17 protein-coding genes and 1 riboswitch are annotated in these 20,785 nt (G+C 69.8%); of the genes, 15 read left to right on the forward strand and 2 right to left on the reverse strand.

Translation table 11 applies throughout. The features are described 5' to 3' along the window. Positions 1 to 31 precede the first annotated feature (31 nt). The 11 genes from pheS to argH all read left to right on the forward strand — a co-directional run bounded on the left by pheS (position 32) and on the right by argH (position 14,632). Positions 32 to 1,072 carry a phenylalanine--tRNA ligase subunit alpha gene (pheS, locus tag ACP699_RS17460; protein WP_055877798.1) on the forward strand — a complete coding sequence of 347 codons (1,041 nt, stop codon included), beginning with the start codon at positions 32 to 34 and terminating at the stop codon, positions 1,070 to 1,072. Then, positions 1,072 to 3,582 carry a phenylalanine--tRNA ligase subunit beta gene (pheT, locus tag ACP699_RS17465; RefSeq protein WP_426172534.1) on the forward strand — a complete coding sequence of 837 codons (2,511 nt, stop codon included), beginning with the start codon at positions 1,072 to 1,074 and terminating at the stop codon, positions 3,580 to 3,582. Before pheS ends, pheT begins: the two co-directional genes overlap by 1 nt. 82 nt (positions 3,583 to 3,664) lie before the next feature. Beyond that, positions 3,665 to 4,627, forward strand: a complete 963-nt coding sequence (locus ACP699_RS17470; RefSeq protein ID WP_151487215.1) for an NAD-dependent epimerase/dehydratase family protein — start codon at positions 3,665 to 3,667, stop codon at positions 4,625 to 4,627. Between the two features lie 6 nt (positions 4,628 to 4,633). After that, positions 4,634 to 4,728: riboswitch (TPP riboswitch) on the forward strand. Further along, positions 4,719 to 5,567 (forward strand): hydroxyethylthiazole kinase, encoded by an 849-nt coding sequence (gene thiM, locus ACP699_RS17475; protein ID WP_426172537.1) that lies wholly within the window; start codon positions 4,719 to 4,721, stop codon positions 5,565 to 5,567. It overlaps the preceding riboswitch by 10 nt. After that, the gene (locus ACP699_RS17480) at positions 5,564 to 7,714 is read left to right on the forward strand and encodes a bifunctional hydroxymethylpyrimidine kinase/phosphomethylpyrimidine kinase (protein ID WP_426172539.1); all 2,151 of its coding nucleotides are present in this window, start codon (positions 5,564 to 5,566) and stop codon (positions 7,712 to 7,714) included. Before thiM ends, ACP699_RS17480 begins: the two co-directional genes overlap by 4 nt. A gap of 239 nt (positions 7,715 to 7,953) precedes the next feature. After that, positions 7,954 to 9,006: an N-acetyl-gamma-glutamyl-phosphate reductase gene (argC, locus tag ACP699_RS17485; RefSeq protein WP_426172541.1), complete on the forward strand. Its 1,053-nt coding sequence runs from the start codon at positions 7,954 to 7,956 to the stop codon at positions 9,004 to 9,006. Then, on the forward strand, positions 9,003 to 10,160 hold the full coding sequence (gene argJ, locus ACP699_RS17490; protein WP_055877816.1) for a bifunctional glutamate N-acetyltransferase/amino-acid acetyltransferase ArgJ: 1,158 nt from the start codon (positions 9,003 to 9,005) through the stop codon (positions 10,158 to 10,160). The genes argC and argJ overlap by 4 nt, the downstream gene beginning before the upstream one ends. Next, entirely contained in the window at positions 10,157 to 11,074 is a 918-nt protein-coding gene (gene argB / locus ACP699_RS17495; RefSeq protein ID WP_017828581.1) for an acetylglutamate kinase, read from the forward strand. Before argJ ends, argB begins: the two co-directional genes overlap by 4 nt. Continuing rightward, positions 11,071 to 12,276: an acetylornithine transaminase gene (locus tag ACP699_RS17500; protein ID WP_055877819.1), complete on the forward strand. Its 1,206-nt coding sequence runs from the start codon at positions 11,071 to 11,073 to the stop codon at positions 12,274 to 12,276. Before argB ends, ACP699_RS17500 begins: the two co-directional genes overlap by 4 nt. After that, positions 12,273 to 13,202 (forward strand): ornithine carbamoyltransferase, encoded by a 930-nt coding sequence (argF, locus tag ACP699_RS17505; RefSeq protein WP_017828583.1) that lies wholly within the window; start codon positions 12,273 to 12,275, stop codon positions 13,200 to 13,202. Before ACP699_RS17500 ends, argF begins: the two co-directional genes overlap by 4 nt. Beyond that, positions 13,202 to 14,632 carry an argininosuccinate lyase gene (gene argH / locus ACP699_RS17510; protein ID WP_426172545.1) on the forward strand — a complete coding sequence of 477 codons (1,431 nt, stop codon included), beginning with the start codon at positions 13,202 to 13,204 and terminating at the stop codon, positions 14,630 to 14,632. Before argF ends, argH begins: the two co-directional genes overlap by 1 nt. Positions 14,633 to 14,659: 27 nt before the next feature. Here argH and ACP699_RS17515 read toward each other — a convergent pair whose 3' ends face one another. Next, positions 14,660 to 15,256, reverse strand: coding sequence for a DUF1349 domain-containing protein (locus tag ACP699_RS17515; RefSeq protein ID WP_426172547.1), 597 nt, complete (start codon positions 15,254 to 15,256; stop codon positions 14,660 to 14,662). Positions 15,257 to 15,316: 60 nt separating this feature from the next. Between ACP699_RS17515 and ACP699_RS17520 the strand changes: the two genes are divergently transcribed. The 4 genes from ACP699_RS17520 to ACP699_RS17535 are packed head-to-tail and all read left to right on the forward strand — an operon-like array spanning position 15,317 to position 18,962. Next, positions 15,317 to 15,961, forward strand: coding sequence for a SatD family protein (locus tag ACP699_RS17520; protein ID WP_055877828.1), 645 nt, complete (start codon positions 15,317 to 15,319; stop codon positions 15,959 to 15,961). Next, entirely contained in the window at positions 15,958 to 16,809 is an 852-nt protein-coding gene (locus tag ACP699_RS17525) for a hypothetical protein (RefSeq protein ID WP_426172549.1), read from the forward strand. Before ACP699_RS17520 ends, ACP699_RS17525 begins: the two co-directional genes overlap by 4 nt. 28 nt (positions 16,810 to 16,837) lie before the next feature. After that, a complete protein-coding gene (tyrS, locus tag ACP699_RS17530) occupies positions 16,838 to 18,139 on the forward strand; it encodes a tyrosine--tRNA ligase (protein ID WP_426172551.1) in 1,302 nt (433 codons plus the stop codon). Between the two features lie 28 nt (positions 18,140 to 18,167). Next, positions 18,168 to 18,962 carry a DUF4184 family protein gene (locus ACP699_RS17535; RefSeq protein ID WP_400644891.1) on the forward strand — a complete coding sequence of 265 codons (795 nt, stop codon included), beginning with the start codon at positions 18,168 to 18,170 and terminating at the stop codon, positions 18,960 to 18,962. Here the strand turns inward: ACP699_RS17535 and ACP699_RS17540 are convergent. After that, positions 18,947 to 20,332 (reverse strand): CoA transferase, encoded by a 1,386-nt coding sequence (locus ACP699_RS17540; RefSeq protein ID WP_426172554.1) that lies wholly within the window; start codon positions 20,330 to 20,332, stop codon positions 18,947 to 18,949. The genes ACP699_RS17535 and ACP699_RS17540 overlap by 16 nt on opposite strands. Positions 20,333 to 20,785 lie beyond the last annotated feature (453 nt).

Here is a 20,785-nt window from a genome sequence, read left to right on the forward strand (position 1 = left end):
GACCCACGTGCCCCCGGTAGACTCGATTCTCGTGTCAGAGTCTCCTGAAATCACCCCGGAAGCGGTCGAAGCCGCTGTCGCCGACGCCCTCACGGCGATCGCCGCAGCCGCCGACACCGCCGAGCTGAAAGCGGCTCGCGCCGCACACGTCGCCGACGGATCGCCGCTCGCGGTCCTGAACGCCTCGATGCGCCAGGTCGCCCCCGAGAACAAGGCCGCGTTCGGCAAGCTCGTGGGTCAGGGGAGAGGGCAGGTGACCCAGGCGCTGGCCGCGAAGGAGGCCGAGCTCGCCGAGGCCGAGGTCGCCGCGCGACTCGAGGCCGAGCGTGTCGACATCACCGCCGTGCCCTCGCGCACGCGGGTCGGCGCGCGCCACCCGCTCACCCTCCTGCAGGACCAGGTCTGCGACATCTTCGTCGGCATGGGCTGGGAGATCGCGGAGGGGCCGGAGCTCGAGCACGAGTGGTTCAACTTCGATGCCCTGAACTTCGACGTCGACCACCCTGCCCGTCAGGAGCAGGACACGTTCTACGTCGACCCGACCTCGCGCCACCTCGTGATGCGCACGCACACGAGCCCCGTGCAGGTGCGCTCGATGCTCGACCGCGAGGTGCCGATCTACGTGCTGTGCCCAGGCCGGGTGTACCGCACCGACGAGTTCGACGCCACGCACCTTCCGGTGTTCACCCAGTTCGAGGGTCTCGTGATCGACAAGGGCATCACGATGGCACACCTCAAGGGCACGCTCGACCACTTCGCCAAGCAGCTCTTCGGCCCCGAGGCCGAGACGCGCTTCCGCACCAACTACTTCCCCTTCACCGAGCCCTCCGCCGAGCTCGACCTGTGGCACCCGACCTTCAAGGGCGGCGCGCGCTGGATCGAGTGGGGTGGCTGCGGCATGGTCAACCCGAACGTGCTGCGCGCCGCCGGGATCGACCCCGAGGTGTACAGCGGCTTCGCGTTCGGCATGGGCATCGAGCGAGGACTGATGTTCCGCAGCGACGTCCAGGACATGCGCGACATGGCCGAGGGCGATGTCCGATTCAGCGAGCAGTACGGGATGGTGGTGTGATGCGCGTCCCGCTTTCGTGGTTGCGTGAGTACGTCGATCTGGCAGCGGATGCCACGCCCGAGGATGTCCTCGCGGCGCTGGTGACCGTCGGCTTCGAGGAAGAGGACGTGCACCGCTTCGACATCACGGGTCCCGTGGTCGTCGGGCAGGTCGTCTCGCTCGAAGCCGAACCGCAGTCCAACGGCAAGACCATCAACTGGTGCCAGGTCGATGTCGGCGAAGAGCACGGTGGCATCCGCGGCATCGTCTGCGGCGCGCACAACTTCGTCGCCGGCGACAAGGTCGTCGTGACGCTCCCCGGTGCCGTGCTGCCCGGTCCGTTCCCGATCGCCGCGCGCAAGACCTACGGTCACGTGTCCGACGGCATGATCGCCTCGGCCCGCGAGCTCGGCCTCGGGGATGAGCACAACGGCATCGTCGTGCTCTCGGACCTCGGCATCGATGCGCCTGTCGGCACCGACGCGATCGCGCTGCTCGGTCTCGACGACGTCGCGGTGGAGATCAACGTCACACCCGACCGCGGCTACGCCTTCTCCCTGCGCGGCGTCGCCCGCGAGTACTCGCACGCCACCGGAGCGACCTTCCGCGACCCTGCTGAGCGTGATTTCGCCGAGCTGCAGCCCGGCAGTGGACACACCACCGTCGTCGAGGACGTCGCCCCCGTGCGCGGGAACATCGGCGCGAGCGAGTTCGTGACGCGCGTCGTCCGGAGCGTCGACCCCTCGCGTCCGACGCCGCCGTGGATGGTCGCGCGGCTCAGCCTCGCGGGCATGCGCTCGTTGGGCGTGCTGATCGACATCACCAACTACGTGATGCTCGAGTTGGGTCAGCCGCTGCACGGCTACGACCTCGACAAGCTCGCCGGCGGCATCACCGTTCGTCGCGCGAACCCCGGCGAGAAGATGACCACCCTCGACGGTGTCGAGCGCACGCTGCACGTCGAAGACCTCCTCATCACCGACGAGTCCGGCCCGATCGGCCTCGCCGGCGTCATGGGCGGTGGCACGACCGAGATGAGCGACACCACGCGGAACGTGCTGATCGAGGCCGCGAACTTCGACCCGACGACCATCGCCCGGTCGGCGCGCCGGCACAAGCTGCCCAGCGAGGCGTCCAAGCGTTTCGAGCGCGGCGTCGACCCGCTGATCCCCTTCGTCGCCGCCCGCCGTGCCGCCGACCTCATGGTCGAGCTCGCCGGAGGCACGCTCACCGAAGAGGGTGGCGCACTGTTCGCCGAGGTCTTCGTCAGCGAGATCGAGCTTCCCACCGGCTTCGTGCAGGGGCTCATCGGCGTCGACTACACCGACGACGAGATCACCGGCGCACTGACCACCATCGGCGCCGATGTCACCGCGTCGGAGGAGGGTTCCGGCTGGACCGTGATCCCGCCGACCTGGCGCCCCGACCTCACCGACAAGTGGACGCTGGCCGAGGAGGTCGCCCGCATCCACGGGCTCGACCGCATCCCCTCGGTGCTGCCGACGCCTCCGTCCGGCCGCGGACTCACGGCGCACCAGCAGGGTCGCCGCCGGGTGGCCGATGCGCTGGCCGCAGCAGGGCTCGTCGAGACGCCGTCGTTCCCGTTCACCACCGATGTGCAGAACGACCTGCACGGATCCGCCTCGGGCGCGCACCTGCCGAGCATCCGTCTGGCGAACCCGCTCGACGGGCAGGCTCCGTACCTGCGTCGATCGCTCATCCCGGGCCTGCTGCAGACCGCGCACCGCAACATCTCGCGGGGTCTCACCGACCTCGCGATCTTCGAGACGGGTGTCGTCTTCCTGCCGGAGCCCGGAGTGGATTACGGCACGGAAGACGTGCCGCCGCTGGGCGAGCGTCCGTCCGACGAGACCCTCGCGCAGTTGAACGCCTCCATCCCGCCGCAGCACCGGTTCATCTCGGCGCTGCTGACCGGTAACGTCGCCCCGCGCCAGCCCGGCCGCCCCGCCGAGGCCGCCGGTCTCGTCGAGGCGCTGGATGCCGTCCGCGTGATCGCGGCAGCGGCCGGCGTCGAGATCGACGTCGTGCAGGCCAAGCGTGCGGCACTCCACCCCGGACGCACAGGATCGCTCCTGGTCGCGGGCGAAGAGGTCGGCTACGTCGGCGAGCTGCACCCCGCCGTGGCCGAAGGGGCCGACCTCCCCGGGCGTGCGACCGTGTTCGAGCTCGATCTCGACCGCATCCTGTCGCTCGCCGGTGGTCGCGTCGTCGCCGCATCGCTGTCGACGTTCCCCGCCGCCACGCAGGACGTCTCGCTCACACTGCCCGCCGAAGTTCCGGCCGCAGATGTGCAGGCCGCCCTCGCCGAGGGAGCCGGTGCACTGTTGGAGTCGGTGCGTCTCGTGGACGACTATCGCGGAGACGGCGTGCCGGAGGGTTCCAAGAGCCTCACCTTCGCTCTGCGATTCCGCGCCGACGATCGCACCCTGACGGCGGCCGAGGCCACCGCGGCCAAGCTCGCGGGTGTCGACGTCGCCGCGCAGCGATTCGGAGCAGCGCTCCGCGACTGAGCGATGCGCTGTCCCGGAGGGGGCCCTCTGCCCTGAGCGGAGAGGGCTTCCCTCCCGCAGCGGTTGCTGGTGGCATGGAGCCATGACGAATGTTCTGATCCTCGGCGGGACGGGGTGGCTTTCCGGGCGGATCGCCCGGAGGTGGCTCGAGTCCGGAGCGGCCGTGACATGTCTGGCCCGGGGCGAGCGCCTCGCGCCGGCAGGAGCGGTGCTCGTGACCGGCGACCGTGACGACCCTGGGATCTACGCCGCGCTCGCGCGGAAGGACTGGGATCACGTCGTCGACATCTCCTCTCAGGCCGCGCACGTCGTGGCAGCGGTCGAGGCTCTCGGAGACCGCACGGCGCGATGGACGTACGTGTCCTCCCTCTCGGTGTACGCCGATGATGCCACGGTCGGCGCCGATGAATCGGCGCCGCGGCATCCTGCCGCCCGCCCCGGCGACGAGTACGAGTACGGCCCGCAGAAGGCGGCGGCCGAAGACGCCGTCACTATGCTGGGGGATCGCGCGTTCATCGTGCGACCCGGACTCATCGTCGGGGACGGCGACCCCAGCGACCGCTTCGGGTACTGGGCTGCGGCATTCTCCCGAGCCGGGGAGGAGCCCGTGCTGCTGCCTCCGCTCGAGAGGCGCAGTGCGCAGGTGATCGACGTCGACGACGTGGCCGCCTACATCGTCGCCGCCACGCGGAGCGGGGTGGTCAACGCGATCGGGGACGAGCATCCCCTCGCCGAACTGCTGCAGACCGTGCGCGAGGAGGCAGGGCACACCGGGGAGACGGTGGTCGCCGACGAGGAGTGGCTGCGAGCACACGGCGTCGCGCACTGGGCCGGTCCGCTCTCGCTTCCGCTGTGGCTTCCTCCCGAGATGTCCGGCTTCATGACCCGCTCGAACAGCGCATTCCACGACAGCGGGGGACACCTGCGCCCCCTCGCCGACACCGCTCGACGCGTCGTCGCCGACGAACGGGTGCGCGGCGTGGACAGGGAGCGCCGGGCCGGACTCACGCGGGCGCAGGAGAAGGCTCTGCTGGCCGATCGCTAGACTGCGAGCAGTGACACGGGGTGCCGCAATCCGCGGCTGAGAACAGACCCGTCGAACCTGATCTAGTTCGTACTAGCGAAGGGATGTCGCGATGAGCGATCTTCTGCGTCCTGAAACCACCCACGACCTCGCCGGCGATGCCGCGACCCTGCTGGGGGTGCTGCGAGAAGCGCCCCCGTTGACGCACTGCATCACCAACGCGGTCGTCACCGGGTTCACCGCCAACGTCCTGCTGGCTCTCGGTGCCGCTCCCGCGATGGTCGACATCGTCGATGAGGCGGGGATGTTCGCCGGCATCGCCTCCGGGGTGCTGATCAACCTGGGGACACCCACGCCCGAACAGCGCGCGGCCACTCTGGAGGCCGTCGCCGGTGCCGTCGCGTCCGGCACGCCCTGGGTGCTCGACCCGGTCGCGATCGGCGCGCTCCCGGTTCGCACCGCACTCGCCCATCAGCTCGTCGGGCACCGCCCCACCGCGATCCGCGGCAACGCCTCCGAGATCCTGGCCCTCGCGGGGCTGAGCGCGGGCGGTCGCGGGGTGGATGCCACCGACAGCACAGACTCCGCGGCCGATGCAGCCCTCTCGCTGGCTCGGAGCACGGGCGGCGTCGTCGCGGTCTCGGGGCCGATCGACCTCATCACCGACGGGGAGCGGGTGCTGCGCGTGTCCAACGGTCACGAACTGCTGACCCGAGTGACCGGCGGAGGCTGCGCTCTCGGTGCGGTGATGGCCGCCTTCCTCGGAGCGGCCAGAGCGACGACGCATGACGCGCTCAGCGCCGTGGCCTCGGCGAGCCTGGTCTACACGATCGCGGCGGAACGAGCGGCGGCGGTATCGGCAGGGCCCGGCAGCTTCGCCGTCGCCCTGCTGGATGCGCTCGCCGCGGTGGGCGCCGACGACATCCGAGCCGCTGCACGCGTCGAAGGCGGTGCCCTGTGAACGCCGATCTCTCGCTCTACCTCGTCACCGACGCGACGCTCTGCGGAGACCGTGGCGTCGTCGAGACCGTCCGCCGCGCGGTCGAGGGCGGCGTGCGCATCGTGCAGCTTCGCGACAAGGACGCAAGCGACGCCGAGACGGTCGATCAGCTGCTGGCGCTGTCGCAGGCGATCGACGGCCGCGCTCTTCTGGTCGTGAACGATCGGTTGGATGCCGCCGTGGCCGCTCGCGAGCGCGGCGCACGGGTCGACGGCGTGCATCTCGGACAGGATGATGCCTCGGTGCTGCGTGCACGCGAGGTACTCGGACCGGAGGCTCTGATCGGCCTCACCGCGAACAGCCCGGCGCACCTCGACGCGGTCGATGCTCTGCCCTCCGGCACGGTCGACTACCTGGGCGTCGGGGTGATCCGACCGACCACCACCAAACCGGATCACCCTGCCCCTCTCGGCGTGGAGGGCTTTCGCGGCCTCGTGTCGCGAAGCGCGCTGCCGTGCGTGGCGATCGGCGGGGTCGGCATGGATGACACCGAGGCCCTTCGTGAGGCCGGTGCGGCGGGGCTCGCCGTGGTCTCGGCGCTGTGTGCCGCCGACGATCCCGCCACCACCGCCCGGCAGTTCCGGCGACGCTGGCTCAGCGGCTCCGTCCCGAGGGTGCTCAGCATCGCCGGAAGCGACCCCTCGGGAGGCGCGGGCGTCCAGGCCGACCTCAAGTCCATCGCCGCCAACGGCGGATACGGCATGGCCGTGCTCACGGCGCTGACCGCGCAGAACACGCGGGGAGTGCGAGCGGTGCACGTTCCGCCCGTGGAGTTCCTCCGCGCGCAGCTCGACGCGGTCTCGGACGACATCGTGATCGATGCCGTGAAGATCGGGATGCTGGCCGACGCCGACGTCATCCGCGCGGTGGGAGCCTGGCTCGACGCCGTGCGTCCGCCCGTCGTCGTGCTCGATCCCGTGATGGTGGCGACCTCGGGGGACCGACTGCTGGATCCGGACGCCGAACGGGCGCTGCGCGATCTCCTCGCACTGTCGACGCTCGTGACCCCGAACCTCGCCGAGCTGGCGGTGCTCGCCGGGCGCGACCTCGCCGACTGGAACGACGCGATCTCCGCGGCCGAGCAGCTCTCCGCCGAGGTGGGAGCAGCCGTGCTCGTCAAGGGTGGCCACCTTCCCGGCGACGAGGCCCCCGATGCGCTGGTCGATGCGCGGCGAGGGCTGCGCCAGGAGTTCATCGCTCCCCGGATCCCGACCCGGAACACGCACGGCACCGGCTGCTCGCTGTCGTCCGCGCTCGCGACCCTGCTCGCTCGTGGCGAAGAGCCCGGAGATGCCGTCAGCGCCGCGCGGGACTGGCTCCGCGAGTCCCTGCGCGCAGGAGACGCACTGCGCGTGGGTCGTGGACACGGGCCGATCAACCACTTCGCCGGACTCTGGGAACGTGGGGGAGCCGAGACCCGACCCGCGGCGGGCGAGGTCGCCACGGAATGGTGGCGGGGCATCGCCGCGATCCGTACGGGGATCGAGGAGCTGCCGTTCATCCGCGCGCTCGCCGACGGGACGCTGGAGCGCGCGCCGTTCCTGTTCTACCTCGCGCAGGACGCCCTGTATCTGCGGGAGTACGCGCGTGTGCTCGCCGAGGCGGCCCGGCTGGCACCGACATCCGACGAGCAGGCCTTCTGGGCGGACTCCGCCCGCGGCTCGATCGTGGGCGAACTCGAGCTGCACGCTTCATGGCTTACCCCCGCGCACGGCGTGAGTGAGGCGACCTTCGCGGCACAACCGGCGCCCGCGACGACCGCATACCTCGACCATCTGCGCTCCGTCGCGTTCGGCGGCGCCTATGCGGAGATCATCGCCGCTGTCCTCCCGTGCTTCTGGCTCTACACCGATCTCGGGCGGCGCCTGCACGCGGGGGAGTTCGGGGAGTACGCGCGAGATGCGGGGCATCCGTACGCCTCGTGGCTCGCGACGTACGCGGATCCGGCATTCGAGGAGGCCACACGGACGGCGATCGCCTACGTCGCCGACGCCGCGGCACAGGCGGATCCTGGAACACGGGCACGCATGCGCCGGGCGTTCGAGGCGTCGAGCGCGCACGAGCTGGCGTTCTTCGCTGCGCCGATGGAGCCGCAGCGTCTCAGATGACGGAGCGGATTTGCGGTGGCCGCCGGGGCCGCGCTACTGTCGCGACATGCCTTCGGCCGCCACCGCTTCTTCGACGCTCGCTCCGAGCGTCATCGCTGTGCGCCGACGCCGCGGCCGCCGACTGTAGGCGACCCCGCCCTCCTGCCTGTGCCCGCACGGCGGTCGAGTGCCGGTGTCGCCGCCTCCGGCCCCGTCCCCGGCCCCGATTTCCTCGCGGGCCCGACCGTTAAGGTAGAAGCATGACGTATTCCGTCGCCGTCTCCGGCGCATCCGGCTACGCAGGCGGCGAGATTCTGCGCCTCCTGGCCGATCATCCCGACATGGAGATCCGCACCGTCACGGCGCATTCGAACGCCGGACAGCCTCTCGTCGACCACCAGCCGCACCTGCGCTCCCTCGCGCACCTGACCCTGCAGGACACGACGCCGGAGATCCTCTCCGGCCACGACATCGTGTTCCTCGCGCTCCCGCATGGGCAGTCGGGGCAGTACACCGACGCTCTGGGCGATGCCCCGCTCGTGATCGATGCCGGGGCCGATCATCGGCTCACCTCGGCTTCGGCATGGGATGCGTTCTACGGCGGCGCCTTCCACGATCCGTGGACCTATGGCGTGCCGGAACTCGTCGTGGGCGGGGTCAAGCAGCGCGAGCACCTCCGGGGAGCGACGCGCATCGCCGCCCCCGGCTGCAACGCCTCGACCGTGAGCCTCAGCCTCGCTCCGGGCGTCGCCGCCGGAGTGATCGACCCCTCCGACATCGTGTCGGTGCTCGCCGTCGGCCCGTCAGGAGCGGGGAAGAGCCTCAGGACGAACCTCCTGGGCAGCGAGATCCTCGGCACCGCCAACCCCTACGCGGTCGGCGGGACGCACCGGCACATCCCGGAGATCCGTCAGGCGCTCGCCGCGGCTTCCGGCGCGGACGCCGACGGGATCCGGATCTCGTTCACCCCCGTGCTGGTGCCGATGTCCCGGGGGATCCTCGCCACCTCGACCGCGCCGATCGTCGATGGCGCGACCGACGCGCAGATCCGCGACGCCTGGGAGAGCACCTACGCCGGCGAGACCTTCGTGCACCTGCTCCCGGAGGGACGCTTCCCGCGCACGGCCGACGTGCTCGGCGCCAACACCGCGTTGATCGGCCTCGCCATCGATCGTGCCGCGAACCGGGTGACCGTGGTCACCGCCGTCGACAACCTCGTCAAGGGCACAGCGGGAGCAGCCATCCAATCCATGAACATCGCGCTGGGGCTTCCCGAAGCCCGCGCCCTCTCAGTGAACGGAGTCGCGCCGTGAGCGTCACCGCCCCCGCAGGATTCGAAGCGGCCGGAGTCGCCGCAGGGCTCAAGTCGACCGGCAAGCCGGACGTCGCCGTGGTCGTCAACCGTGGACCGCGCAAGGTCGGCGCCGCCGTCTTCACGAGCAACCGGGCCAAGGCCAACCCGATCATCTGGTCGCAGCAGGCCGTCGCCGACCGCGTGGTGGAGGCCGTGGTGCTCAACTCCGGAGGGGCGAACTGCTTCACCGGATCCTTCGGGTTCCAGACCACGCATCAGACCGCCGAGAAGGCGGCCGAGCTCCTCGGCGTGAGCGCCGGCGACGTGCTGATCTGCTCGACCGGTCTCATCGGCACCGGGGATGAGACGTTCCGGGCCAGGGTGCTCGCCGGAACCGCGCAGGCGATCGCGGAGCTCAGCGCCGATGGTGGCGAGAGCGCAGCGCACGCCATCATGACCACCGACACGGTCGCGAAGACCGCGGTCATCAGCCGCGACGGCTGGACGATCGGCGGCATGGCGAAGGGCGCGGGGATGCTCGCGCCCGGCCTCGCCACGATGCTGGTGGTGCTCACCACCGATGCGGTCCTCGAGCCGCTTCAGGCCGACGAGGCGCTGCGCCGCGCGACGGGCCGGACGTTCGACCGCCTCGACTCCGACGGCTGCATGTCGACGAACGATCAGGTGACCCTCCTCGCCAACGGCGCATCCGACGTCGTGCCGGACCTCGACGACTTCGCCGCAGCGCTCACCGAGCTGTGCCAGGAGCTCGCGGTCAAGCTGCAGGGCGATGCCGAGGGCGCGAGCCACGACATCACGATCGAGGTGCAGCACGCGGTGTCGGAGCAGGACGCCGTCGAGGTCGGCCGCTCCGTCGCGCGCAACAACCTCTTCAAGGCCGCGATCTTCGGCAACGACCCCAACTGGGGACGCGTGCTCGCGGCGATCGGCACCACGAGCGCGCAGTTCGACCCCTACGACGTGGACGTCTGGATGAACGGCGTCCGGGTGTGCACCGAGGGCGGTCCCGACCGTCCTCGCGAAGAGGTCGACCTCACCCCGCGCGCGACGCACCTCGTGATCGACCTCAAGGTCGGCGAGGCGACGGCCACCGTCCTCACCAACGACCTCACCCATGACTACGTGCACGAGAACAGCGCGTACGCCTCATGACCGACATCCAGGACACCCCGGCCGAGGTCGCCGCGCAGAAGGCCACCACCCTCATCGAGTCGCTGCCGTGGCTGAAGAAGTTCCGCGACCAGATCGTCGTCATCAAGTACGGCGGGAACGCGATGGTGTCGGAGGAGCTGCAAGACGCCTTCGCGCAGGACATCGCCTACCTCCGCTATGTCGGAGTGATGCCGGTGGTCGTGCACGGCGGTGGTCCGCAGATCTCGAACATGCTGCAGCGTCTCGAGATCCCCAGTGAGTTCAAGGGCGGCTACCGCGTCACGAACACCGAGGCGATCAGCGTCGTGCGCATGGTCCTCACCGGCCAGGTCAACCCGCAGCTCGTCTCCAAGATCAATTCGCACGGTCCGATCGCGACAGGTCTCAGCGGTGAGGATGCCGGCCTCTTCGGCGGACGCCGCCGCGGTGTCGTGATCGACGGGGAAGAGGTCGACCTCGGACGCGTCGGCGATGTCGTCGAGGTCGATCCGACCCCCGTGCTCGACCACCTCGCAGCCGGGCGCATCCCGGTGGTGTCGAGCATCGCGCCCGACCTCGACCACCCCGGTCAGTCGCTCAACGTCAACGCGGATGCCGCAGCCGCCGCCCTCGCGGTGTCGTTGCACGCGCGCAAGCTCGTGATCCTCACGGATGTGCCGGGGCTCTACGCCGACTGGCCCCACCGTGACTCGCTCGTCTCGCATCTGACATCGGAAGCGCTCATCGAGATGCTGCCGAAGCTCGAGTCGGGGATGATCCCGAAGATGCGGGCGTGCCTCGACGCGGTCGAGGGCGGCGTCGACGCGGCAGCGATCATCGATGGACGGGTGCCGCATTCGGTGCTCGTCGAACTTTTCACCAGCAAGGGAATCGGGACCGAAGTGGTCCTGGGGAAGTCGGAGGTGACGGGATGACCGTCTGGCAGGAGGATGCGGCACGCGATCTCGTGCTCAACGCAGGGGAGCGGCTCGCACTGCTGGTCCGCGGTGAGGGCTCTTACCTGTGGGATGCCGACGGCCGACGCCACCTCGACTTCCTGGCGGGTATCGCCGTGACCTCTCTCGGACACGCGCACCCGGCCTTCGTGAAGGCGGTCTCGACCCAGGCGGCCACGCTCGCCCATGTGTCCAACTACTTCGCCACCCCGCCCCAGCTCGCCCTGGCCGCACGGCTCAAGCGTCTCGCGGGGGCCGGTATCGACGGCAGGGTGTTCTTCTCGAACTCGGGCGCCGAGGCCAACGAAGCCGCTTTCAAGCTCGCCCGGCTGCACGGCGGCACCGAGCGGCCGCGCATCCTCGCGCTCGACAACGGCTTCCACGGTCGCACCATGGGGTCGCTCGCGCTCACTGCGAAGGCGTCGATGCGTGCGCCGTTCGAGCCGATGCCGGCCGGTGTCGAGCACATCCCGGCGACCATCGAGGCGCTGCACGAGGCGATGGACGACCGCGTCGCCGCCCTCATCGTCGAACCCATCCAGGGCGAGGCCGGAGTCGTCGAGCTGCCGGAGGGGTACCTCGCCGCCGCGCGCTCGCTGTCCCTCGCTCACGGTGCACTGCTGATCGTGGACGAGATCCAGACCGGCGCCGGTCGCACGGGCGCGTGGTTCGGGTTCAGCCACGAGGGCATCACTCCCGACGCGATCACCCTCGCGAAGGGCATCGGCGGCGGCTTCCCGATCGGCGCGCTGGTCACGTTCGGCGCCGCCAGCGCCCTCTTCACGCCCGGATCGCACGGCTCCACCTTCGGGGGGAATCCGCTCGCGACCGCTGTCGCCGACGCGGTGCTCGCCGAGATCGAGAGTGCCGGACTGGTCGAGAACGCCGCGAAGCGCGGCGTCGAGCTGCGCGACATGATCCTCGGCATCGACTCGCCTCTGATCGAGGGTGTGCGCGGACGCGGTCTGCTGGTCGGTGTGGCTCTGACCGCCCCGGTCGCCGGTGCGGTCGTCGCGGCCGCCCAGGAGCGCGGCCTCATCGTCAACGCCGCCAACCCCGAGACGGTTCGCATCGCGCCGGCCCTCACGATCGGCGACACCGAGCTCGCCGAGTTCCGCGAGCTGTTCACGGCCGCTCTCGCCGACGTCCAGGCCTCTGTTGCCGGAAAGGTATCCGCATGACCCGCCACCTGCTGCGTGACGACGATCTGACCCCCGCCGAGCAGGCCGAGATCCTCGATCTCGCCATCGAGCTGAAGAAGGATCGGTGGGCCGACAAGAGCCTCGCCGGTCCCCAGACGGTCGCGGTCATCTTCGACAAGTCCTCCACGCGCACCCGCGTCTCGTTCGCGGTGGGGATCGCCGATCTCGGCGGTTCGCCGCTGATCATCTCGACCGCGAGCAGCCAGCTCGGCGGCAAGGAGACGCCGTCCGACACCGCACGCGTGCTCGAGCGCCAGGTCGCCGCCATCGTGTGGCGCACCTACGCGCAGTCCGGGCTCGAGGAGATGGCCGAAGGCACTCGGGTGCCGGTCATCAACGCGCTCTCCGACGACTTCCACCCCTGCCAGCTGCTCGCCGACCTGCTCACCATCCGTGAGCACAAGGGCGACCTGAAGGGGCTCACGCTCACCTTCCTCGGTGATGGGCAGAGCAACATGGCGCACTCGTACGCCCTCGCCGGGGTCACGGCGGGAATGCACGTGCGGATCGCCTCACCGGAGGACTACGCCCCTCGCGCCGATGTCATCGAGGCGGCCGATCGCCGTGCGGCCGAGACCGGTGGTTCGATCACCCTCTACACCGACCCGGTCGAGGCTGCGGCCGGTGCCGACGTCGTCGTGACCGACACCTGGGTCTCGATGGGCAAGGAAGAGGAGAAGATCGCGCGCATCCGCGATCTGGGCGGCTACAAGGTCACCCCCGAGACGATGGCCCTGGCCGACCCCGAGGCGATCTTCATCCACTGCCTCCCCGCCGACCGCGGCTACGAGGTCGACTCCAGCGTGATCGACGGTCCGCAGAGCGTGGTGTGGGACGAGGCGGAGAACCGGCTGCACGCGCAGAAGGCGCTCCTGGTCTGGCTTCTCGGCAAGAAGGACGCGTGATGAGCGATTCGACGCACGAAGGAACCAACGAGGGCGCGCTCTGGGGCGCCCGCTTCGCCACGGGCCCCTCGCCCGAGCTGGTGGAGCTGAGCCGCTCCACGCATTTCGACTGGATCCTCGCGCCGTACGACATCGCCGGTTCGCATGCTCACGCCACCGCGCTCGCCGCGGCCGGGTACCTCGAACCCGATGAGGCGCAGCGGATGCACGAGGGCCTGGATGCCGTGGCGCGCAAGGTCGCCGACGGCACCCTGCGCCCTGTGCCGACGGATGAGGACGTGCACGGCGCACTCGAGCAGGCGTTGATCGCCGAGCTGGGTCCGGAGCTGGGCGGACGCCTGCGCGCCGGTCGCAGCCGCAACGACCAGATCGCCACTCTCGTGCGCATGTATCTGATCGACCACGCGCGAGTGATCGCCCGCGACATCCTGCGGGTGATCGATGCGCTGGTCGCCCAGGCCGAGGCGCACCCGGGAGCGATCCTCCCCGGACGCACGCACCTGCAGCATGCGCAGCCGGTGCTGCTCGCCCACCACCTCCAGGCACACGGTTGGCCGCTGGTGCGTGAGCTCGAGAGGCTCGTGGACTGGCGTCGCCGCGCCGGTGTCTCGCCCTACGGCGGGGGAGCGCTGGCGGGTTCCACGCTCGGTCTCGATCCCGCACTCGTGGCGACCGAGCTGGGCCTCGACCGCCCCGCCGAGAACTCGCTCGACGGCACCGCCGCCCGCGATGTGGTGGCGGAGTTCGCCTTCATCACGGCGATGACCGGCGTCGACATCTCGCGCCTGTCCGAGGAGATCATCCTCTGGAACACCCGCGAGTTCGGCTTCGTCACTCTCGACGACGGCTACTCGACCGGGTCGAGCATCATGCCGCAGAAGAAGAACCCCGATATCGCGGAGCTCGCGCGGGGCAAGTCCGGGCGCCTCATCGGCAACCTCTCGGGGCTGCTGGCCACCCTCAAGGGCCTCCCGCTCGCGTACAACCGCGATCTGCAGGAGGACAAGGAGCCGGTGTTCGATTCGGTGCAGACGCTCGAGGTCGTGCTCCCCGCTTTCGCAGGCATGATCGCGACGCTGCGTTTCGACACCGAGCGCATGGCGGCGCTGGCACCGCAGGGCTTCTCCCTCGCGACCGACGTCGCGGAGTGGCTGGTGAAGCGTCGGGTGCCGTTCCGCGACGCCCATGAGATCTCGGGCGCGCTCGTGCGTGCATGCGAGGAGCAGGGGATCGGTCTGGAGGACGCCTCCGACGAACTGCTGCTCTCGGTGTCTCCGCATCTCGTGCCCGAGGTGCGTGAAGTCCTCACGATCGAGGGATCGGTCGCGTCCCGGACCGGCGTCGGCGGTACCGCCCCGGTCCGGGTCGGGGAGCAGCGGGCAGAGCTCGTCGCGCGCGCACAGGCCGCCGCCCACGCTCTCGGGCTCTAGCCGCGCGAGTCGGCGGCCGCCCGCAGCTCAGTGCAGCTCGGTGTCGGCCGCCGACCGCTCCCATCGGGTGAACCGCACCGTGAGTCCGGTGCGGGTCGGCGCCGCGAGGAAGGGCCCGGCCGAAGCCGTGGCCTGTCCGTCGAACGGTGCCACCCTGACGAGACGCCAGGGGTCGTCGTCGGCGCGAGCGCGCACGATCAGCGAGTCCGCCCAGCGACTGACGCGCACCGTGATCTCGCTCTCGAGCCACTCGTCGACGTGACCGACCGACCAGTCGGAGCCGCCGGCGGTGACCACGGCACCGAGCCCGAGATGGTCGTCGGCGTATTCGAGACCGGTCTTCATCCAGTGCTCGTCGTCGATGCGCACGAACACCCCTGCCTGGTCGAACTGGCCGTCCCACGGCGCGCGGAACGAGACCTCCATCGCCTCTCCGACGGCGAGCGGGGCGAGCAGCGCGTGTTCGGTGTCGTGCACGAAGCCGTAGGCGGTGTGCCGCCAGGCGTCGCTGCCCTCTACAGCCGTGACGTCGAGGTGTTCGGACCCGGCCGGCAGTTCGGAGGGGGAGGCGGGAGCGTTCGTCCAGGTTCCGTCGGACCAGGGGATGATGTGCGATTCAGGCATGTTCTCAACATATAGCCGGATAGAGCATAAGTCGAGAGTTATTCGTGTTACGGTTATCCCATGGTCATCGCGGTACTCGCTGACATCGTGGGCTCTCGGCGGCTCGACGATCGCACTGCCGCGCAACGCGTCCTCGACGACACCATCGCCGGAGTCGAAGCCGATCTCCCGCTGGCGACGCAGCCGCTCACGCCCACCGTAGGAGACGAGCAGCAGGGTGTCTACCTCGACCTGGGTGACGCGCTGGTGTCGCTCCTGATGATCCAGCTGAGGCTGCCCGACGGCATCGCCTTCCGGTTCGGCATCGGAGTGGGCGAGGTGCGGCCGGTCGAATCCGTCCACGGCGAGCTCGCCGACGGACCGGGGTGGTACGCGGCTCGGGCCGCGATCGAGACCGTGCACGCGCGCGAGGGACGTGCCGTGCCACGCACGCGGACCTGGATTGTCGGAGCCCCCCGGCAGGATGAGGTCATGGAGAGCACGATCGCCGCCTCGAACGCCTACCTCCTCGTCCGCGACGAGCTGGTCGGTGCGATGAGCGAGCGCGAACGGCGCCTGACCTACGGCCGCCTGCTCGGACGATCGCAGCAGGAACTCGCGGCCGAAGAAGGCATCACGCAGCCCAGCGTCTCGAAGTCGCTGCGCACCGCCGGCGCGGCGGCGCTCATCGAGGGCGTCGCTGCACTCCGAGGGGAACGCGCATGATCGTCGCCGGATTCATCCTCCTGGCGGTCGGCGCGGCCGACCTGGTGCGTCAGTTCGCACCGCGTCGATGGATCGGCTACCTCTCCGTCGCCGTCATCCTCCTGCTGCTGGGCAGCGTCAGCGATGCCCTCCTGCCCATGGTCCTCGCGCTCGTCGTCGGAGCGCTCTGGGTGTGGTGCATGCCCACCGAACGTGCCGCGCCGCTGGGGTTCTGGCCCGCCGTGCTGCTCGCCGTCGTGAGCGTCGGCGCCGTCGTCTGGCTCGGTGCGCGCTCCGACGTCGGTCTGATCGGCGCGACCTGGCAACTCCGATCGCCGTTCGGAGAGGTCCCTTTCGATCTCGCGATGCTGGCATTGGGTGCCGGGGTGTTCCTCCTCGAGTCCTCGAACCTCGTGGTGCGTGCGGCGCTCGACGGCGAGCACACCTGGCGTCCCACCGACCCGATGTCGGCCCCGACTTCGGCGCCGACGACGGCGCCCACCACTGTGGGTGCCGAAGTCGCGGTGGCCGCCGATGCGGGGAGCGACGCCGCCACCGGGGGAGACGCCGCCACCGAGGGAGACGCCGCCACCGAGGTGGTGCCGGCGCCGCGCGACCCGCGCAGCGGATTCAAGGGCGGGAGGCTCATCGGACCCCTGGAGCGCATCCTCGTCCTGATCCTCACGCTCGCTGCGGCCTATCCGATCCTGGCCGCGATGCTCGCGGCGAAGGGCATCGTCCGCTTCCCCGAGATCTCCCGCGACGGCGAGACCGGCGCCCGTGCCGAGTACTTCCTCGTCGGCAGCCTGGTGAGCTGGGTGATCGCGCTCAGCGCGGCGTTCCTCGTGTGGTGGGCCGCGCACAGCTGAGCTGCGGTGCGCTGATAGCCTGGAACGCGTGTCAACTCCCGCTCTGACGACCGCACCCCAGGCGATCGACCACACGTTCGAGAACGTGTGGGACGAACTCGTGTGGCGTGGCCTGGTCCATGTGTCCACCGACCAGGAGGCGCTGCGCGCCCTGCTCGCGGGAGACCCCATCACGTATTACTGCGGGTTCGATCCGACGGCGCCGAGCCTGCACCTCGGCAACCTCGTGCAGCTGCTGACTCTTCGTCGCATCCAGCTCGCCGGCCACAAGCCGCTCGGTCTCGTCGGCGGATCGACCGGACTCATCGGCGACCCGCGTCCCACGGCCGAGCGCACGCTGAACACGCGGGAGACCGTCGAGGAGTGGGTCGGACGCCTGCGGGCGCAGGTCGAGCGCTACCTCAGCTTCGAGGGTGACAACGCCGCCCGCATCGTCAACAACCTCGACTGGACCGCACCGTTGAGTGCGATCGACTTCCTGCGTGAGATCGGCAAGTACTTCCGCGTCGGCACGATGCTCAAGAAGGATGCGGTCGCTGCGCGACTGAACTCCGACGAGGGCATCAGCTACACCGAGTTCAGCTACCAGATCCTCCAGGGCATGGACTTCCTCGAGCTGTACCGGCAGTACGACTGCGTGCTGCAGACGGGCGGGTCGGATCAGTGGGGCAACCTCACCAGCGGCACCGACCTCATCCGTCGTTCCGAGGGAGTGTCGGTGCATGCCATCGGTACCCCGCTGATCACGAACAGCGACGGCACCAAGTTCGGCAAGAGCGAGGGCAATGCCATCTGGCTCGACGCCGAGATGTGCAGTCCGTACCGGATGTACCAGTTCTGGTTGAGCACGGCGGATAGCGACGTGATCGACCGTCTGAAGGTCTTCACCTTCCTCAGCAGGGCCGAGATCGAGGAGTACGCGGAGCTCGTGGCCACGGAGCCGTTCCGTCGCGCTGCCCAGAAGCGCCTTGCGCTCGAGGTGGTCGCGACCGTGCACGGTGTCGAGGCGGCTGCGGCCGTGATCGCGGCATCCGAGGCGCTGTTCGGTCAGGGAGACCTGACCGCACTGGATGCGGATACGCTCCGCACTGCGCTCGAAGAGCTCCCGCACGCCACGGTCGCCGCCGGTACTCCGGTGGTCGAGGCGCTGGTCGAGACCGGGCTCGTGGCGAGCCTCTCCGAGGCGAGGCGCGCGATCACCCAGGGCGGTGTCACGCTCGACGGCGAACGCGTCGAAGACGAGGCAGCCACGGTTCAGGGCACACTTCCCGGCGGCGTGTCCGTACTCCGCCGCGGCAAGAAGACCCTCGCCGGCGTCTTCCTCGGCTGAGTCTCCGGCCAGCGGATAGCAGAGACGGATGCCGTTCACTCCCAGCCACGCACTGGTCGCGCTGCCGTTCATCCGTACGCCGCTGGTGCCGGCGGCGATCGCGATCGGCGCGATGACACCCGATCTCCCGCTGTTCGTGCGGGGCGTGGGGTTGAACTACTCGTTCACCCACACGTTCGGCAATGTCGTGTGGACCGCACTGCTCGCGTTCGTGTTGTTCCTGATCTGGCGCGTCGTCCTGCGTCCGGCGGTTCCCGAGCTGGTTCCGCTGTGGCTGGCGCGGCGCCTGCCCGACGACTGGGATGACAGGGGTTTCGCCGCGGTGCGGTCGGCGGTCGGCGTCGGGCAGAAGCGCGCGTATCCGTTCCTGCTCGCCGTGTCGTTCGTGCTCGGAGTGCTCTCGCACATCGTGTGGGACCTCTTCACGCATGAGGGACGCTGGGGTGTCGAGGCGATTCCCGGACTCGAGGAGATGTGGGGCCCGCTCCCCGGATTCAAGTGGCTGCAGCACGGGTCGAGCCTGATCGGCCTTGCGATCATCGGCATCTGGGCATTGCTGTGGCTTCGTCGACAGGACCCGCGACCGACCGTCGTGCAGTCTTCACCGACCTGGATGCGCGTGGCATGGTGGGCCTCGCTCCCCGTGATCCTGGTCGGCGCGTGGGTCGGCGGACTCGTCGTCTTCGGTCCGCTGGATGCGGAGTTCACCGTTCAGCACCTCGCCTACCGGGTTCTCCCGCCGGCGTGTGCGATCTGGGGCGCGATCACGTTCGTGCTCTGCCTCGTTCTCTCGATGCGCGGGCGCCGTCACCAGGTGGGCTGATCCGAACCGCACTTGTGCGGCGCCCGATACTCGAAGCCCGCCAGCGCAGGACGAGCGGTGACGAGAGCCGTTCCGTCGACATCGAATCGCGCCACATGCGGCCGTGTGTCGAACTCGACCTCGGCTGCGGGTTCTCCGCTGCGGGGCATCCCGAGCAGTTCCGCCGCGACGCGACGGAGTGAGGCGCGCACGATCCACGAACCTTCCTCTGGGCGGCGGCGCAGCAAAGCGGTCACCGCCGCAGCGAGCAGGTAGCCGGCGCTGTGGTCGAGAGCTTGGGCCGGAAGCGCACCGGGGCGGTCGCCGTCCGCCGACTCGATGAACGAGATTCCGCTCGCCGCCTGAACGAGGCTGTCGAACCCTGCCCGCTCGGGATTCTCCACGCCCCAAGCGCTGAGCTGCGCGACGACCAGACGCGGATATCGGCGCGCGAGCACTTCCGGCTGCAGCCCCAGCCTGTCGAGAGCAGCGGGACGGTAGCCGAGTACGACGGCATCGGCATGCGCGAGCAACTCCTGCAGCCGAGACGTGCGCGCGTCCAGCACCGCGGATCGCTTGCCGTGTCCGGTGTCGAGGTGCTGCCACTCCGGTTCGGGCAGATGTGGGGGATCGATACGCAGCACGTCGGCACCGAGCATGGCGAGCGTGCGTGAACAGACCGGACCAGCGATGACTCTCGTGAGATCGAGTACGCGCATGCCCTGGAGGGGGAGCGAAGCCGGCGGCGTCGACGCCGCCGTAGCCCGGGGCGCATGCGAAGCGGGCGTCGTGTCGATGCGAACCAGCTCGAGCAGCGGATGCTCGCGGAGTGCGCGATCGACGGCGGGCTCCTCCGCGGCGACCGCGACCGCCAGACCGCCCGCGGTCGTGATGTCGGCGACGGCGGCCGTGGTCGTCCGCTCTCCGAGCGCATCGCGAACAGCGTCGACTGCGGCATCGTGCCGAAGACGCAGCCCCGCGCGCAGGCCGGCCGCATGGTGCGGGTAGTTCCCGTGGGTGCGGATCCATCCGTCCGACGTTCGCCAGAAACCTGAGTACACGGACCAGACAGGGGGAGCCTCGCCGCTGATGGTGAGAACCCTATCGCTCCGGTAGGCCGTGGCGATGCGCTCGGGATCGAGGGAAGCGGGGGAGCGCCCGGCAGCGAGCATCGCTGCGCTGACGCTCGCCCAGGCGAGATCAGCGGTGGCCAATCGGGACGGAAGAGGGACGGCGCGGTGCGGGGGAGAGGCCACCTCCGCGCCCGCGAGGCCGAGCTCACGCTGCACGCGGGCGAGCAGGTCGACACCCGCGCGACGCTGTCCACCTTCGTCGGATTCCCCGTTCGCGGATGCACGAGGGGAGCGACGATCATCCGTGGACGCAGGCATGGCGCGATCGTACTCTGAGGCGAGCGCGGAGCAGAAACCTCGGCTGATCCGGCGGAAACCGAGTGCGGGGTCGGAGCGACACGCCCGGGTGGTGTGGCCCGATTTGCCAGAAGCCGCGGATCCACGTAACTTATTACTTGTTCGCCCCACAGGGAAGCGGAGGAGCCAAGAGCTTCACCCCCCTCAAGCGGAGAACCACTCCCGATCCACTCTCACTTGAGAGAACAGGCGCTTGCGTCTAGGATGGGGACTCCACCTCTTCTGTGGCTGTCATCAGCCGCGCTGCGGATCTTCGATTCGCACGGCGCGCCGATTTGACAAGCGGGTCGAGGTGGGTAAGATAGAGAAGTTGCCCTTCGGGCCTGGCTGTGATGGCTGGGTCGTGGGAGCATCCGATCCTTGAGAACTCAACAGCGTGCACTTGTCAAATGCCAAATTATCCTCGTCTAGCTT

Origin of the sequence: Microbacterium sp. DWRC1-3, from assembly GCF_049896645.1 — a bacterium.
GTDB lineage: Bacteria > Actinomycetota > Actinomycetes > Actinomycetales > Microbacteriaceae > Microbacterium > Microbacterium maritypicum.

Excerpts from the sequence above, each read along its gene's own strand:
- pheT (WP_426172534.1), top strand. The coding sequence starts at position 1,072 with ATGCGCGTCCCGCTTTCGTGGTTGCGTGAGTACGTCGATCTGGCAGCG.
- ACP699_RS17470 (WP_151487215.1), top strand. The coding sequence starts at position 3,665 with ATGACGAATGTTCTGATCCTCGGCGGGACGGGGTGGCTTTCCGGGCGG.
- thiM (WP_426172537.1), top strand. The coding sequence starts at position 4,719 with ATGAGCGATCTTCTGCGTCCTGAAACCACCCACGACCTCGCCGGCGAT.
- argC (WP_426172541.1), top strand. The coding sequence starts at position 7,954 with ATGACGTATTCCGTCGCCGTCTCCGGCGCATCCGGCTACGCAGGCGGC.
- argB (WP_017828581.1), top strand. The coding sequence starts at position 10,157 with ATGACCGACATCCAGGACACCCCGGCCGAGGTCGCCGCGCAGAAGGCC.
- ACP699_RS17500 (WP_055877819.1), top strand. The coding sequence starts at position 11,071 with ATGACCGTCTGGCAGGAGGATGCGGCACGCGATCTCGTGCTCAACGCA.
- argF (WP_017828583.1), top strand. The coding sequence starts at position 12,273 with ATGACCCGCCACCTGCTGCGTGACGACGATCTGACCCCCGCCGAGCAG.
- argH (WP_426172545.1), top strand. The coding sequence starts at position 13,202 with ATGAGCGATTCGACGCACGAAGGAACCAACGAGGGCGCGCTCTGGGGC.
- ACP699_RS17515 (WP_426172547.1), bottom strand. The coding sequence starts at position 15,256 with ATGCCTGAATCGCACATCATCCCCTGGTCCGACGGAACCTGGACGAAC.
- ACP699_RS17520 (WP_055877828.1), top strand. The coding sequence starts at position 15,317 with ATGGTCATCGCGGTACTCGCTGACATCGTGGGCTCTCGGCGGCTCGAC.
- ACP699_RS17525 (WP_426172549.1), top strand. The coding sequence starts at position 15,958 with ATGATCGTCGCCGGATTCATCCTCCTGGCGGTCGGCGCGGCCGACCTG.
- ACP699_RS17535 (WP_400644891.1), top strand. The coding sequence starts at position 18,168 with ATGCCGTTCACTCCCAGCCACGCACTGGTCGCGCTGCCGTTCATCCGT.
- ACP699_RS17540 (WP_426172554.1), bottom strand. The coding sequence starts at position 20,332 with ATGCCTGCGTCCACGGATGATCGTCGCTCCCCTCGTGCATCCGCGAAC.